This is a genomic window from Lysobacter sp. ISL-50 (genome assembly GCF_018612875.1).
In the GTDB taxonomy this organism is placed as follows: Bacteria; Pseudomonadota; Gammaproteobacteria; order Xanthomonadales; family Xanthomonadaceae; genus Lysobacter.
On record NZ_JAGGRI010000011.1, the window covers coordinates 64,663 to 78,518 of the forward strand.

At 69.1% G+C, this 13,856-nt stretch carries 12 protein-coding genes; all 12 read right to left on the reverse strand.

Annotation, left to right across the window (positions count from 1 at the left end; translation table 11 throughout):
- Window positions 1-47 precede the first annotated feature (47 nt).
- Window positions 48-782, reverse strand: a complete 735-nt coding sequence (locus J7J50_RS07650; protein ID WP_251044479.1) for an HAD-IB family phosphatase — start codon at window positions 780-782, stop codon at window positions 48-50.
- Window positions 783-817: 35 nt separating this feature from the next.
- Window positions 818-1,609, reverse strand: coding sequence for an indole-3-glycerol phosphate synthase TrpC (gene trpC / locus J7J50_RS07655; RefSeq protein ID WP_215059600.1), 792 nt, complete (start codon window positions 1,607-1,609; stop codon window positions 818-820).
- 3 nt (window positions 1,610-1,612) lie between these two features.
- On the reverse strand, window positions 1,613-3,442 hold the full coding sequence (locus J7J50_RS07660; protein ID WP_215059602.1) for a Mur ligase family protein: 1,830 nt from the start codon (window positions 3,440-3,442) through the stop codon (window positions 1,613-1,615).
- 3 nt (window positions 3,443-3,445) lie between these two features.
- The gene (gene cphA / locus J7J50_RS07665) at window positions 3,446-6,235 is read right to left on the reverse strand and encodes a cyanophycin synthetase (protein ID WP_215059604.1); all 2,790 of its coding nucleotides are present in this window, start codon (window positions 6,233-6,235) and stop codon (window positions 3,446-3,448) included.
- Window positions 6,236-6,307: 72 nt separating this feature from the next.
- Entirely contained in the window at window positions 6,308-7,153 is an 846-nt protein-coding gene (locus tag J7J50_RS07670; protein WP_215059606.1) for a cyanophycinase, read from the reverse strand.
- Between the two features lie 31 nt (window positions 7,154-7,184).
- The gene (iadA, locus tag J7J50_RS07675; RefSeq protein WP_215059608.1) at window positions 7,185-8,390 is read right to left on the reverse strand and encodes a beta-aspartyl-peptidase; all 1,206 of its coding nucleotides are present in this window, start codon (window positions 8,388-8,390) and stop codon (window positions 7,185-7,187) included.
- A complete protein-coding gene (locus J7J50_RS07680; protein WP_215059609.1) occupies window positions 8,383-8,748 on the reverse strand; it encodes an antibiotic biosynthesis monooxygenase in 366 nt (121 codons plus the stop codon). The genes iadA and J7J50_RS07680 overlap by 8 nt, the downstream gene beginning before the upstream one ends.
- 221 nt (window positions 8,749-8,969) lie before the next feature.
- Window positions 8,970-10,004: an anthranilate phosphoribosyltransferase gene (gene trpD, locus J7J50_RS07685; protein ID WP_215059612.1), complete on the reverse strand. Its 1,035-nt coding sequence runs from the start codon at window positions 10,002-10,004 to the stop codon at window positions 8,970-8,972.
- Window positions 10,005-10,156: 152 nt separating this feature from the next.
- Window positions 10,157-10,738: an aminodeoxychorismate/anthranilate synthase component II gene (locus tag J7J50_RS07690; protein ID WP_215059614.1), complete on the reverse strand. Its 582-nt coding sequence runs from the start codon at window positions 10,736-10,738 to the stop codon at window positions 10,157-10,159.
- 522 nt (window positions 10,739-11,260) lie between these two features.
- Window positions 11,261-12,619 carry a sensor histidine kinase gene (locus J7J50_RS07695; protein ID WP_215059617.1) on the reverse strand — a complete coding sequence of 453 codons (1,359 nt, stop codon included), beginning with the start codon at window positions 12,617-12,619 and terminating at the stop codon, window positions 11,261-11,263.
- Between the two features lie 52 nt (window positions 12,620-12,671).
- Window positions 12,672-13,346 (reverse strand): response regulator transcription factor, encoded by a 675-nt coding sequence (locus J7J50_RS07700; RefSeq protein ID WP_057944232.1) that lies wholly within the window; start codon window positions 13,344-13,346, stop codon window positions 12,672-12,674.
- 254 nt (window positions 13,347-13,600) lie between these two features.
- Complete coding sequence (locus J7J50_RS07705) at window positions 13,601-13,795, reverse strand: hypothetical protein (RefSeq protein WP_215059619.1); 195 nt, start codon at window positions 13,793-13,795, stop codon at window positions 13,601-13,603.
- Between the last annotated feature and the right edge of the window lie 61 nt (window positions 13,796-13,856).

Below are 13,856 nucleotides of genomic sequence, written 5' to 3' on the forward strand. Positions count from 1 at the left end.
GCCAAGAGCATCGGGGCTGAAGCCCCTCCTACAAAAGATCTCGTGGCTTACGGCGCCGAAGCGACCTCATCCCCGCCCCGGCCGGGGCAGCCCCAGTTGAGGATCGGCGTGCCCGGCGGCAGCACGCGGCGGAACATCTCCACGCGCCGCGGCTTGGGATTGACCACCACCGGATGGCGCGCGGCCTGCAGCAGCGGCAGGTCGGCGCTGCTGTCGGAATAGGCCATCTCCACCGGCGCGGTGAAGCCGGCTTCGCGCAGCATCGTCATCTTCATGCGCGAGTGGCAGTGCCGGCGCGCGCCCAGCGCGCCCAGGCGCGGGCCGACCAGGGTGCCGACCACGGGCATGTCTTCATGGGCGACGAAGGCCAGGATCGCCCGCGCCAGCTCCGGCGGCGCGCCGGTGGCGATCACCACCTGATCGCCCTGTTCGCGATGATGGTGCAGCACGTCCAGCGCGATCGGCAGCAGGCGCGCGCGGATCTGCGGCGTGTGCGAGGCGACGTAACGGTCGATCGCCGCGTCCAGGCTGCCGGCGCGGCGCATGCCGATGGTGCCGACCCACACGAACGCGGAAATCCCCACGCGCCGCGTCTTCAGCCACGCCACCATCGGCCCGGCCACCGGCGCGATCAGCAGCGCCAGCGCCATCCGCCACCACGAGCGCTTGATCAGCCAGGCGAACAGATGGCTGCCCGAATCGCCGTCGTACAAGGTGTGGTCGAAGTCGAACACGATCAGCGGCGCGTCGGCGCGCAGCGCGGGAAAGCGCGCGCCCGACAGCGATGCGGTCGACACCGGAGGCGCCGCCGTCGCGCTCATGCCGCGAACAGACGCTGCAGGGCCGTGCCCGGATCGCGTTCGCGCATGAAGGTCTCGCCGACGAGGAAGGTGTCGATCCCCGCACCGCGCATGCGGGCGACGTCGCCGGCCGTGACGATGCCGCTTTCGGTCACCAGCGTGCGGTCCTTCGGCACCGCCGCGCGCAATGCGATCGAGGTGTCCAGCGAAACCTCGAACGTGCGCAGATTGCGGTTGTTGACGCCGATCAACTCGCAGTCGGTCTGCAGCGCGCGTTCCAGCTCGTCGATGTCGTGGACCTCGACCAGCACGTCCATGCCCAGTTCCATCGCCAGGCCGGCCATCTCGATCATCGGCCCGTCTTCCAGCGCGGCGACGATCAGCAAGATCGCGTCGGCGCCGATCGTGCGCGCCTCGTAGACCTGATAGGGATCGATGGTGAAGTCCTTGCGCAGCGCCGGCAGCGAGCAGGCTTCGCGCGCTTCGCCCAGGTAGGCGTTGCTGCCCTGGAAGAAGTCCACGTCGGTCAGCACCGACAGGCAGGCGGCGCCGCCGGCCTCGTAGCTGCGCGCGATCTCGCCGGGGCGGAAGTCGGCGCGGATCACGCCCTTGGACGGGCTGGCCTTCTTGACCTCGGCGATCACCGCGGCCTCGCCCAGGGCGTGCTTGCGCTTGATCGCATCGACGAAGCCGCGCGCGGGCGCCTGCGCGCCGGCGCGCGCGCGCAGGTCGGCCAGGGAGCGCACGCGGCTGCGTTGTTCGATTTCCTCGACCTTGCGGGCCAGGATCGTGCGCAAGACATCGGTCATCGGTTACTCCGTTTCGCCAGTCGTGTCGCCTGCCAGGGGCAGGCCGGGGCGCCATTGTCCCAGTTGCAGCCGATCGAGCAAGGCGACAACCGCGTCGCGGGCGTCGGAATTGTGAATCGGCAACACCAGCACGTCGCCCTCGGCCGCCCATTGCAGCAATTCGGCGGCGGCGCGGGCCTCCTCCAGGCACAGCGCGATCGCGCTTTCGGGCACGCCCAGGCGCAGCAGCTCGGCGCGCAGGATCGCCGCGACCTCGCCCGGCGCGCGGCCGCGCAGGAAGCTTTCGATGTCCTTGAGCACCACCCGGTCGGGCCGGAACGAGGCCACCACCGCGGCCAGCGCGCGGATGTCCTCGTCCTCGCGGTTGCCGGCCTGGCCGAGCACGATGCCCAGCCGGCCGTCGCGGCGGGCCGCGACTTCCAGCAGGCCGCGCAGGCCGTCGGGGTTGTGCGCGTAGTCCAGGTAGACCTCGCTGGCGCCGAAGCTCCAGCGCTGCAGCCGGCCGGGGTTGTCGCCGGGTTGCGAGCCGAAGCGCGCCAGCACCGCCGCGATCCGCGCCGGGTCCACGCCCAGCGCGGCCGCGGCCAGCGCCGCGCCGGCCAGATTGGCGACGTTGTAGCGAGCGCGGCCGCCCAGGGTCAGCGGCAGGGCCTCGACCTCGCCCAGGTCATGCCGCGCCTCGCCCAGGCTCAGCCACAGGCGGCCGTCGCCGACGCCGCAGGTGGCGCCGCCGCGCTCGCGATGCGCGCGCAGTCGCGGATGCGCATCGTCGAGCGCGAACCAGGCCAGCGGATGCGGCAAGGACGCGCCGCGCTTGAGCAGCAGCGCGTCGTCGGCGTTGAGCACCAGCACGCCGTCGTCGGCGAGCGCGCGCGCCACGGTCAGCTTGACCTGGGCCAGGTCTTCCAGCGAATGGATGCCGTACTCGCCGAAATGATCCGGGCTGATGTTGGTGACCAAGGCCGCCCGCGCCTGCTGCGGCGTCACCCCACGGCGCAGCATGCCGCCGCGCGCGGTTTCCAGGATCGCCGCCTGCACCGTGGGCTGGCGCAACAAGGTGCGCGCGCCGACCGGGCCGGAATAATCGCCGCTGTCCACGCGTTCGCCATCGACGAACAAACCGTCGGTGCTGCTGTAGGCGGTGATCCAGCCCTGCGCGCGCGCCATCGCCGCGAGCAGTCGCACGCTGGTGGTCTTGCCGTTGGAACCGGTGACCACGGCGGTGGGGATCGCATGCAGGCGCGGCCACGGCACCTGGGTGGAACCGGGCAGCGCGTCCAGCGGCCAGGTCTGGCTGCCGGCGCCCTCGCCGATCGACACCGCGTCGTCGTCGCTGTACGCCGGCAGGCCGTGTATCCGCGCCTGCTCCAGCAGCTCGATCAGATCCGGCCGCGCTTCGGCTTCGGCGAGCGCGCGCAAGGTGCGCAAGGCGTCGCCGCGATCCCACCACGCGGCATGGCCGGGCGCGTGCGGCGGCAGCGCCGATTGCCCGATCGCGCCGGCGGCGTCGGTCCAGGCCCATTCGTTGACTTCGGTGGCGGCGTACAGTTGGTCGATTGGCGCGACGAAGGCCAGCGACGCGCCGCTGGCGTGTTCGCGCACAACGATCCGGCCTTCGCTCCAATGCAGGGCGTCGCGGGCGTCGGCGAGGTTGCGCCGCCAACCGCTCAACGCGCGCGCATCGGCGGCGACGCCATGGGTTTCCAGGGCGGCGCCGGGCTCGTCGAAATACAGATTCGCGCCGGTGAGCCGGCGCGAATCTTCGAAAGCGAAGGCATAGTCGGGCGAAACCTTATCGGACGTCGCCGCGTTGTCGGCAGATTGCGAAGGCACGGATCAATCGCTCTCTTCGCGTTCGAACACCAGACCGCGTTCGTCGCGCACCACGCCTTCCATCGCCGCGAAGGCGGCTTCGTCCAGCGCCGGCTCCAGCGGCGGCAGTTCGGCGCGCTGCGCCACCGCCGCGACCACGCCTTCGGGCTGGAAGTGGATGATCTGCTTCCACGAACGCGCCAGCGCGTCGGCGAACACCAGCACCAGATCGCCGGTCTGGCCCAAGCGCAGCGCCGCTTCCACCGCCTGCTGCTCGTCGGGAATGATCGAGATCGTCGCCTCCGTCACGCCGCGCGCCATCAGCGCCTTGGCGATGATGCGCGGCACTTCGTCGCCGTCGCGGCCGCGCAGCGAATCGTCGCGGCGGCAGATGTAATGATCGAAACGGCCGGCCACGGCTTCGGCGATCGCGTGCAGGTCTTCGTCGCGGCGATCGCCGGGACCGGCCAGCACCACGATGCGGCGGCCGCTCACGTCCAGGCGCTGGGCCAGATCGGCCATCACCCCGACCGCATGCGCGTTGTGGCCGTAGTCCATCAGCACCTTGAACGGATGCTCGTTGTAGACGTTCATCCGGCCCGGGGCCTGGAAGAAGGTGGTGTCGAAGGTGCGCAGGCCGTGGCGGATCGCGTCGAGCTTGATCCCCAGCGAGAACGCCATCGCCGCGGCCACCATCGCGTTCTGCACGTTGTGCAGCGCGCGCCCTTCCATCGTCGCCGGAATCAGGTGCGTCCACAGCAGCGGGATATGGCTGCCCTTGTCGTACAGCGTGATCATGTGGCCGTTGATGCCGGCCTCCAGCGCGCAGGCGCGGCCGCCGGCGCGGATGTGCTCGCGCACCAGCGCGTGCGAGGGGTTCATGGTGACGTAGCAGATCACCTTGGCGTCGGTGTAGGCCGACATCTTCAGCACGTTCGGATCGTCGGCGTTGAGCACCGCGCAGTCGGTGGCCACTTCGACCACCACGCGCTTGATCTCGGCCAGCTGCTCCAGCGTGTCGATGCCCTTCAGGCCCAGGTGATCGGACTGGATGTTGAGCACCGCGCCGACGTTGACCTCGGACACGCCCATGCCGGCGCGCAGCAGACCGCCGCGCGCGGTTTCCAGCACGGCGATATCCACGTGCGGGTCCGACAGCACCATGCGCGCCGACACCGGCCCGGTCATGTCGCCTTCGACCGTGCGCTGGCCGTCGATGTAGACGCCGTCGGTGGTGGTCAGGCCCGGGGTGAAGCCGCCCATCTTGGTGATGTGGGCGAGCATGCGCGCGGTGGTGGTCTTGCCGTTGGTGCCGGTCACCGCCGCGATCGGCACGCGCGTGGGCGCGCCCGGCGCGAACAGCATGTCGATCACCGGGCCGGCGGCATCGCGCGGAGTGCCTTCGCTGGGTGCGACGTGCATGCGGAAACCCGGCGCGGCGTTGATTTCGCAGATGCCGCCGCCGATGTTCTTGTAGCTCTCGGCGATATTGGGCGAGATGAAATCCACGCCGCCCACGTCCAGGCCGATCGCGCGCACCGCGCGCACGGCCATGTCGCGGTTGTCGGGATGGATGATGTCGGTGACGTCGGTGGCGGTGCCGCCGGTGGACAGATTGGCGGTGGAGCGCAGGTAGACGATTTCGCCGTCCTTCGGGATCGACGCGGCGGTGTAGCCGACCCGCTCCATCATCTGTTCGGCCTGCGAATCCAGTTCCAGCCGCGTCAGCACTTTCTCGTGGCCGACGCCGCGGCGCGGGTCCTGGTTCACCCCTTCGACCAGGTCGGCGATGCTGGACGTGCCGTCGCCGACCACATGCCCCGGCGTGCGCTTGGTCGCGGCGATCAGCTCGCCGTTGATCACCAGCAGGCGATGATCGTCGCCGCCGACGAAGGTTTCCACGATCACCGAACGCGAATGCTCGCGCGCGGCTTCGAAGCCGGCACGGATGTCGTCGTCGCTGGAGATGTCGATGGTGATGCCGCGGCCGTGGTTGCCGTTGTACGGCTTGGTCACCACGCTGCCGCCGAGCTTGCGCGCCGCGCGGATCGCGCCGCTGGAATCGGTGACCAACTCCTGCCGCGGCACCGGCAGACCGAGCGAGGCGAGAATCTTGTTGGTCTCTTCCTTGTCGCTGGCCAGCTCGACCGCGATATGCGAGGTCTTGCCGGTCACCGTCGCCTGGATGCGCTGCTGATACTTGCCGTGGCCGAACTGGATCAGCGACTGGGTGTTGAGCCGCAACCACGGAATATTGCGTTCTTCCGCCGCGCGCACCAGCGAGGCGGTGGACGGCCCCAGCGCTCGGCGCTGGGCGTAGCGGATGAAGCTGTCGCGCGCGCTTTCCCATTCCCAGTCTTCGGGCACGCTGCCGGCCGGGCGGATCTCCACCGGCAGCAGCGAGCACAACAACTTGATGCCCAGCTCGCCGGCGGCGATGCCTTCATCGCGCTGCGCGTACTCGTACACCACCGAATACACGCCGGGCCGATCCTCGCTGATGCTGCGGGTCTTGCCGAAGGTGACGTTTTCGCCGGCGACGTTCTGCAGTTCGATCGCGACGTGTTCGAGCACGTGGCCGAGCCAGGTGCCTTCGTCCTCGCGCATGCGCCGCACGAAGCCGCCGGGCTGGCGATACGAGCAACCGTGTTCGGCCAGGCCGGGCAGCGCCTCGACCAGCGCATCGATGAACGCCGGCCCCAGCCGCGCGGTCGGCCAGGCTTCCAGCGCCTGCAGGTCCAGCTCCAGCCGTATGACCGGGAAGTGCGCATACAGCGAAGGACCGACGTAGACGGAACGATCGAGAATGCGCATAGAAAACCTCAGTTCATGGTGATTCGGATCATGCGGATGGGGTCATACCGATTCAGTTCGTGCCGGCCCGGGTCATGCCGATTTGGAGCCGGCCAACGAACCCGCCGACGCCTTGCGGGTGTTGAGGTTGAACGTAGCGCCTTTGGTCAGGATGTGCACGCCCAGACCCAGCAGGCAGACCGGCTCGTCCTCGCCGACCATGTGCATCGAGGAGAACTGCAGGCCGTCGGCATCGACCACGGTGACCGAGCCGCTGCCTTCCACTTCGATGGTGTTGTCCGGGCCGATGAAGGCCGCGGTGTCCTCGTCCAGGCCGATGCCGATCGCGAACGGGTTGTAGGCCAGCGCCGCGACCAGGCGGCCGAGACGGTCGCGCTGGCGGAAATGCTGGTCGATCACCACGCGATTGGTCAGGCCCAGGCCCGGCGCCAGGCGCACGCTGTCGGCGCGCGGCGAGGAGCCTTCGGTGCCGAAGGCGATCATGTGTTCGCTGAGGATGCTCGCGCCGGCGCTGGTGCCGCCCACGGCCACGCCGCGTGCGTTCTGCGCGCGGATCGCCTGCGCAATCGGCGTGCCGCCGAGCATGGTCGAGATGCGCAGCTGGTTGCCGCCGGTGAAGAAAATCCCGCTGGCCTGCTCGATGCGCTTGATCCGGTTGGGCTCGAAGCAATCGCGGCGGGTGTCGAAATCCATCGCCTCGACCCGATTGGCGCCGAGGTCGGAAAACAGTTTTTCGTAGCGATCGCCGGTGTCGGGCAAGCGGCTGGCGGTGGGAATCACCACGATGTCGGCGCCGTCGCCGCCGCACAGGTCGAGGAAACGCTGCAGTATCTTCGCTCCGTTTTCCTTGTCTTCGGCCCCGCCAATCGGAACGATCCAGCCCCGCTCTTCACCGTCGGGGATTCTGCTTGGTGACATCCGTACGTACTCGCTTTGATCGTTCTTGGAATCAGGCTTCGAAATTACCACGCCGCAGCACCGCGCCGCCGCGCAGATGGGCCCGGCCGGCGATGAACACATCGAAGGCGGCGCCGTTTGCGTCCAGCGCGACCAGGTCGGCATCGGCGCCGGCGGCGATCAGGCCCTTGCCGGGCAGCCGCAGCAGGCGCGCCGGATTCAGGGTGAAAGCCGGCAGCGCGCGCTCCAGATCGACGCCGCGCGCCAGCACCGCGTTCAGGCAGTCGAGCAAGGCGCCCGATTCGCCCACGCCCATGCCGCACATCCGGCCGTGTTCGTCGAAGCAGGCCAGGCAGCCGCCGGCGTCGGAACTCACGCTGACGCGCTCGGGCGGCGCGCCGCTGTCGAGGTAGCGGATCAGCGCTTCCTCCGCGGTCCAGGCGTCCTCGCCTTCTTCGACCGGGAACGCGGTCAGATCGATATGGCAGCCGCGCCGCGCCAGTTCCACCGCTTCCTCGAACAACGCCTTGCGCCGGTTGACGTGGGTCGGGTTGAACACGCGCGCCGGCAGTTCGCTGATGTCCAGCGCCTGCCGCACCAATTGCAGGCCGCGCGGGCCATCGCCCAAGTGCAGGTGAACGATGCCGGCCTTGTGGGTCATCAGGCCGGCGACATGCGCTTCCGAGGCCAGTTTCAGCAGTTCGTCGAGCGTGGGCTGGCTGGAGCGGTGATCGCTGATCGCGATTTCGCCCACGCCGATCAACGGCTCGACGAACACGACGTCGCCGCGCACGCTGCCGGTCAACGTGGCCGGCGGCAGGTGATAGCCGCCGCAGTAACCCCAGGCGTTGAGGCCTTCCTCGCGCAGCGCGTAGATGCCGGCGACCAGCTCGCGGGTGCCGCGGGCGAGGTCGTCGGTGCCGAGCAGCCCGACCACGCTGGTGACGCCGGCGCGGGTGTAGCGCGACAGCATCGGCGCCGGCACGCGGGTGCGGAACCCGGCTTCGCCGCCGCCGCCGGTGACGTGGACGTGGCCGTCGATCAGGCCCGGAATCAGGCGCCGGCCTTGCAGGTCGATGGTCTCGACCGGAACCTGCGCCGGCAGCTCGGGCGTATCGATGCCCATCCACAGAATCTTGCCGCCGCCGAGCAACAGGTTCTGCCGGCCCAGCGCTTGCGGGGCGTAGACCTGGGCGTTGAGGAGCAGGCGCAGCGCGGGTTCGTCGGCGGGGTGTTCGGTCATGGCGGGGTTACTCATGGGCGGGGCTGCGCGGCGCATCGCTGCGGCTCCAACCATAAGCGCGTTCGACCTTGGCCACACGCAGTTCGAACTGCTGGTACCACTCCTTGCGGCCGCGCTCGCGGATGGCGGTGTGTTCCAGGTTGCGTTTCCAGCCCAGGATCGAGGCTTCGTCGATCCAGTAGCTGACGGTGATGCCGAAACCGTCCGCGCCGCGGCTGGATTCCACGCCGAGGTAACCGGGCTGCTGCGCGGCCAGCTCGACCATGCGCGCGGCGGCTTCGCCGTAGGCGTCCTCGCCCTGGTCGGTGCGCTGGGAGCTGAAGATCACCGCGTAGTACGGCGGCTTGGGCGGGGTGGCGAAGCTGGCTGACATGGCTGGCTCGTTTTTTTTACGGTTAAAAGCGAATCCCCCCTGCCCCCCTTTTTCAAAGGGGGGAACAGCACGGGTTTGCGGGAAGGACGGTGCGAGGGCATATCTCGGCACCGCTCAATGGGGCATGCGCACGCCCCCGATCACCGCGCCTGCAGTTCCCCCCTTTGAAAAAGGGGGGTTAGGGGGGATTCGCTTTTGCTTCTGCGCTTCCCCCCAAGCAATCACCCCACCGCCAACCGCTGAGTCAGCGCAACAAACTCATCCAGCTTGGCCCGAGCCGCACCCGAGGCCAGCGACTTGCGCGCCAAATCGATCCCTTCCGCGATGCTCTCCACCACCCCCGCCGCATACAACGCCGCGCCCGAATTCAGCGCCACGATCTCCCGCGGCAGCCCATCGCGATTCTCCAGCGCCTGCAACAGCATCGCCTTGGATTCCTCCGCATCGTTCACGCGCAGATTGCGGCTGGCCGCCATCGCGATCCCGAAATCCTCCGGATGCACTTCGTACTCGCGCACCACGCCGTCGCGCAGTTCGCCGACCAGCGAACCGGCGCCGAGCGAGATTTCGTCCATCCCATCGCGCCCCCACACCACCAGCGCGCGCTGCGCGCCCAGTTCCTGCAGCACGCGCACCTGGATGCCGACCAGGTCGGGATGAAACACGCCCATCAGGATGCTCGGCGCGTTGGCGGGATTGGTCAGCGGCCCGAGAATATTGAACAAAGTGCGCACGCCCATCTCGCGCCGCACCGGCGACACCACCTTCATCGCCGGATGATGCACCGGCGCGAACATGAAGCCGATGCCGGCCTGTTCGATGCAGCGGCCGACCTGTTCGGGCTGCAGCTCGATCACCGCGCCGAGGGCTTCGAGCACGTCGGCGCTGCCGGACTTGGACGACACGCTGCGGTTGCCGTGCTTGGCGACCTTGGCGCCGCTGGCGGCGACCACGAACATGCTTGCGGTGGAAATATTGAAGGTATGCGCGCCGTCGCCGCCGGTGCCGACGATATCGACCAGATGAGTGCGATCGGCGACCTCCACCGGCCGCGCGAATTCGCGCAGCACGGTCGCCGCGCCGGCGATTTCGCCGACGGTTTCCTTCTTCACCCGCAATCCGGTCAGTATCGCCGCGGTCATGGTCGGGGAAATCTCGCCGCGCATGATGGTGCGCATCAGATCGACCATCTCGTCGTGGAAGATCTCGCGGTGCTCGATGGTGCGTTGCAGGGCTTCTTGCGGAGTCAGGGGCATGGGATGGATTCGCGAATTAGGCACAAAGGCAATCAGGAGACATCAGGGAACCGGGGGATCGCGCGGACGCACGGCGTCGGGCCGCGAACGACGGGCTTCGCCATCGCCGCTTCCATTGCCCGCCCACGCGTTTCATTGCCCGCCTCATCCCCTCACCGCTCCAGGAAATTCCGCAGCAGCGCGTAGCCGTGCTCGGTCTTGATCGATTCGGGATGGAATTGCACGCCCTCCACCGGATGCTCGCGATGGCGCAGGCCCATGATTTCCTCGAAGCCGCCGTCGTCGTATTCGGTCCAGGCGGTGACTTCCAGATGCGCCGGCAGCGTTTCGCGCTCGACCACCAGCGAGTGATAGCGGGTGGCTTCGTAGCGGTCGGGCAGGCCGGCGAACACGCCCAGGCCCTGGTGGCGGATCGCCGAGGTCTTGCCGTGCATGATCCGCTTGGCGCGGATCACCTGGCCGCCGTAGGCCTGACCCAGGCTCTGATGGCCCAGGCACACGCCGAGGATCGGCGTGCGCTCGCCGAGCCGGCGGATCACGTCGAGGGACACGCCGGCGTGATCGGGCGTGCTCGGTCCGGGCGAAATCACGATGCGCTCGGGCGCGAGTTTCTCGATCTCCTCCACCGACAATTCATCGTTGCGGATCACCTTCACGTCCGCGCCGAGCGCCTGCAGATACTGCACGAGGTTGTAGGTAAAGCTGTCGTAGTTGTCGATCATCAGAACGGACATGACGCGCCTCGAATGCGGGTGGTGCCTTGGATGTCTGGAATGCCTGGATACGGACCAACGCCGGGGGCCGGCCCGGCTATCGTGCCCGCGGAAGATGTCCCGCAGTGCGACCGAGTCGGCCCGCGAATCGGCGCCCCACCGCCGCCAACGTTCCGGCGGCCCCCTGGCGCGGGCACCAGCCCGCCATTATCCCGTCTGCGAACGGGCTGCGGGCGTGATACGGGACAGGAATCGCCGGCGCGCGCCAGCGACAGGGCGCGGGCGGCGGGCGGAACGGCGGGGGTGACGGGGAGCGCGTCCCGGACGGGACGGCGGCGGCGCTCAGCGGCCGCGGGGGTGGATAGAGATGGCGGGGACACGCACGGATTCCTCGAAAGACGACGACAGGCGGACGGAGGCGCTGCGCCACCATCGCCAGCCCTGGCCGGCCTTGCGGGAATTGTGCGGGATCGCGCGGAGGATCATGGCCCTACTGTAACCGGCGCGCGGCGGTTTGTGCGACGGCCCGCCGCGCGCGCCGGCTCAGGCCGCCGCTTCGCCCAGGGTCACCCGCACGCGCAGGCCGGGGGCGTTGTCGAACAAGGCGATATGGCCACCGTGGCGGTGCACGATCGCGCGCACCAGGCTCATGCCCAGGCCGGTGCCGGGCGAGCCGCGATGGGTCTCCAGGCGCTGGAAGCGGTCGAACACGCGCTCGCGGACGGCGGCGGGAATGCCCGGGCCGCGATCGTCGATCTGCACCGCGATGGCGCCGCGTTCGCGCAGCACGCTCAGGCGCACTTCGGTGTCGGCCGGCGCGTACTTCACAGCGTTGTCGAGCAGATTGACCAGCATCTGGAACAACTGGTCGGCATCGCCGCGCACCGCCGCCTCGTCCGGCGCGGGCAGTTGCGTGTTCAAGGCGATGCCGCGTTCGCCGGCGATCGGCGTGTACAGCTCGGCCGCGTCGCGGGCCAGATCGGACAGGTCCAGCATCGGCTCGTCGTGCACCGGCGGCTGCGCTTCGATCCGCGCCAGCCGCAGCAATGCGCCGAAGGAATGCAGCAACTGGTCGGTTTCGCCGATCGCCGCATCGAGCTGGACGCCGGCCTCGGCGCCCTGCTCGCGCCGGCGCACTTCCTCCAGACGGTTGCGCAAACGCGTCAGCGGCGTGCGCAGATCGTGGGCGATGTGATCGGTGGCATGGCGCACGCCGCCGAGCAATTCCTCGATCCGGTCGAGCATGGCGTTGAAGCGGCGCGCCAGCCGGTCGAAGGCGTCGTCGCTGCCGTCCAGGCGCGCGCGCAATCCGAGTTCGCCGCTGCCCACGCGCTCGGCGGTGTCGTCCAGATGGCTGAGCCGGCGCGACACCCAGCGCGAGGTCATCCAGCCGATCAGCGCGCCCAGGGTGGCGGCGACCACGAACGCGGCCAGCGCGGTGCGCAGCATCAACGATAAAAAACGGTCCTGGCTGCGCGTGCGGGTGCCGGTCAGCAGAGTGGTGCCGTCGGGCAGGCGCTGCAATTGCGCGACCACGCGCAGGTCGCCGTCGTCGCCGTGTTCGGTGAATTCGATCCAGCGCGCGCCCTGGCGATGGATCGGCAGCGCAGTGTTGCCGGCGACCACGCGGCCGTCGGGCGCGGTCAGCGCGTACACCGCGTCGGGGTCTTCGCCCGAACCGATGCGGTCGCGTAATTCGCCCAGCAGCGCGGCGCGGCCGTCGTCCTGGTACATCTCGACCAGACCGGCGGCGTCCACGCGCACCAGTTCGCGCGCGTCCTGGATCAGCATCGCCGACACCGCGTAATGCACGCCGAAGCCGAGCAGCACGAAGGCGAGCAGGAACGAGGCGGTCACCGCCAGGGCCAGACGCGCGCTGGTCGAGCGCGGCATCAGGCGCATGCGGCCTGCTCCTGCCGATGCGGCCATGCTCGCGTCCGCGCGCGGGCCGCGCTCATACGCCGAGCCGGTAACCGGCGCCGCGCACGGTGTGCAGCAGCGGGCGCGGATAGCCTTGATCGATCTTCTGGCGCAGGCGGCTGATGTGCACGTCGATGACGTTGGTCTGCGGGTCGAAGTGATAGTCCCACACCGCTTCCAGCAGCATGGTGCGGGTGACCACGCGTTCGGCCTGGCGCATCAGGTATTCCAGCAGGCGGAATTCGCGCGGTTGCAATTCGATGCGCTTGTCGCCGCGGCGGGCTTCGCGGCTGAGCAGATCCAGTTCCAGATCGGCCACGCGCAGGCGGGTGGGCTCGCTGCCGCCGGAACTGCCGCGACGCAGCACGCTGTCCAGGCGCGCGCTGAGTTCGGCGTAGGCGAAGGGTTTGACCAGATAGTCGTCGGCGCCGGCGCGCAGGCCCTCGACCCGGTGATCGACTTCGCCCAGCGCGGTCAGCAGCAGCACCGGCGTGCGATTGCCGGCGCCGCGCAGGGTCTGCAGCAGAGTCAGGCCGTCGAGCGCCGGCAGCATGCGATCGAGCACGATCGCATCCACGTTCTCGGTGGTGGCCAGGAACAGGCCGTCCTTGCCGTTGTCGGCGAGATCGACGGTGTGCCCGTCCTCGCGCAGGCCCTTGGCGATGAAGGCGGCGGTGTGGGGATCGTCTTCGACGAGCAGGACGCGCATGCCGACTCCGGATCGCGATGGTGCGTGAGGTGGCGGGGACAGGATAAGGGCGGGAATGGGGAATCGGGAATCGGGAATCGGAAAAGCCAAGCCAAAACCGGGAATGCCTGTCCTCGCCGGGCTTTTTTCGATTCCCGATTCCCGATTCCCGAATCCCGAATCCCGGAAAAAAGATACCCCGCCGGCTCACACCGGCGGGGTATCGCCCCCACGCCGACGATGCGTGGGGCTCGGGGGAGCAGGCTCGCGAAGGATCAGTTCGATGCCGGCGCCGCGTCCGCAGCCGCGGCGGCCTTGGGTGCCACAGCCTTCTTGGCCTTGTGATGCTTGTGCTTGACGGTCTTGGCGGCCGGCGCGGCGGCCGAAGTGGTCGTGGCCGGCGCGGCAGCGAAGGCGGAACCGGCGAACGCGGTGAGAGCGACGGCGATCAGAGCGTTGCGGACGTTCATGTGAGGCTCCTGGGAAACGTTTGGGTGGGAGGTCTGGCCGGTGGGGTGGGCCCCATCGCGA

Coding starts and splice junctions, on each gene's coding strand:
- trpC (WP_215059600.1), bottom strand. CDS start 1,609: ATGACCGATGTCTTGCGCACGATCCTGGCCCGCAAGGTCGAGGAAATC.
- cphA (WP_215059604.1), bottom strand. CDS start 6,235: ATGCGCATTCTCGATCGTTCCGTCTACGTCGGTCCTTCGCTGTATGCG.
- J7J50_RS07670 (WP_215059606.1), bottom strand. CDS start 7,153: ATGTCACCAAGCAGAATCCCCGACGGTGAAGAGCGGGGCTGGATCGTT.
- iadA (WP_215059608.1), bottom strand. CDS start 8,390: ATGAGTAACCCCGCCATGACCGAACACCCCGCCGACGAACCCGCGCTG.
- J7J50_RS07680 (WP_215059609.1), bottom strand. CDS start 8,748: ATGTCAGCCAGCTTCGCCACCCCGCCCAAGCCGCCGTACTACGCGGTG.
- trpD (WP_215059612.1), bottom strand. CDS start 10,004: ATGCCCCTGACTCCGCAAGAAGCCCTGCAACGCACCATCGAGCACCGC.
- J7J50_RS07690 (WP_215059614.1), bottom strand. CDS start 10,738: ATGTCCGTTCTGATGATCGACAACTACGACAGCTTTACCTACAACCTC.
- J7J50_RS07695 (WP_215059617.1), bottom strand. CDS start 12,619: ATGCGCCTGATGCCGCGCTCGACCAGCGCGCGTCTGGCCCTGGCGGTG.
- J7J50_RS07700 (WP_057944232.1), bottom strand. CDS start 13,346: ATGCGCGTCCTGCTCGTCGAAGACGATCCCCACACCGCCGCCTTCATC.
- J7J50_RS07705 (WP_215059619.1), bottom strand. CDS start 13,795: ATGAACGTCCGCAACGCTCTGATCGCCGTCGCTCTCACCGCGTTCGCC.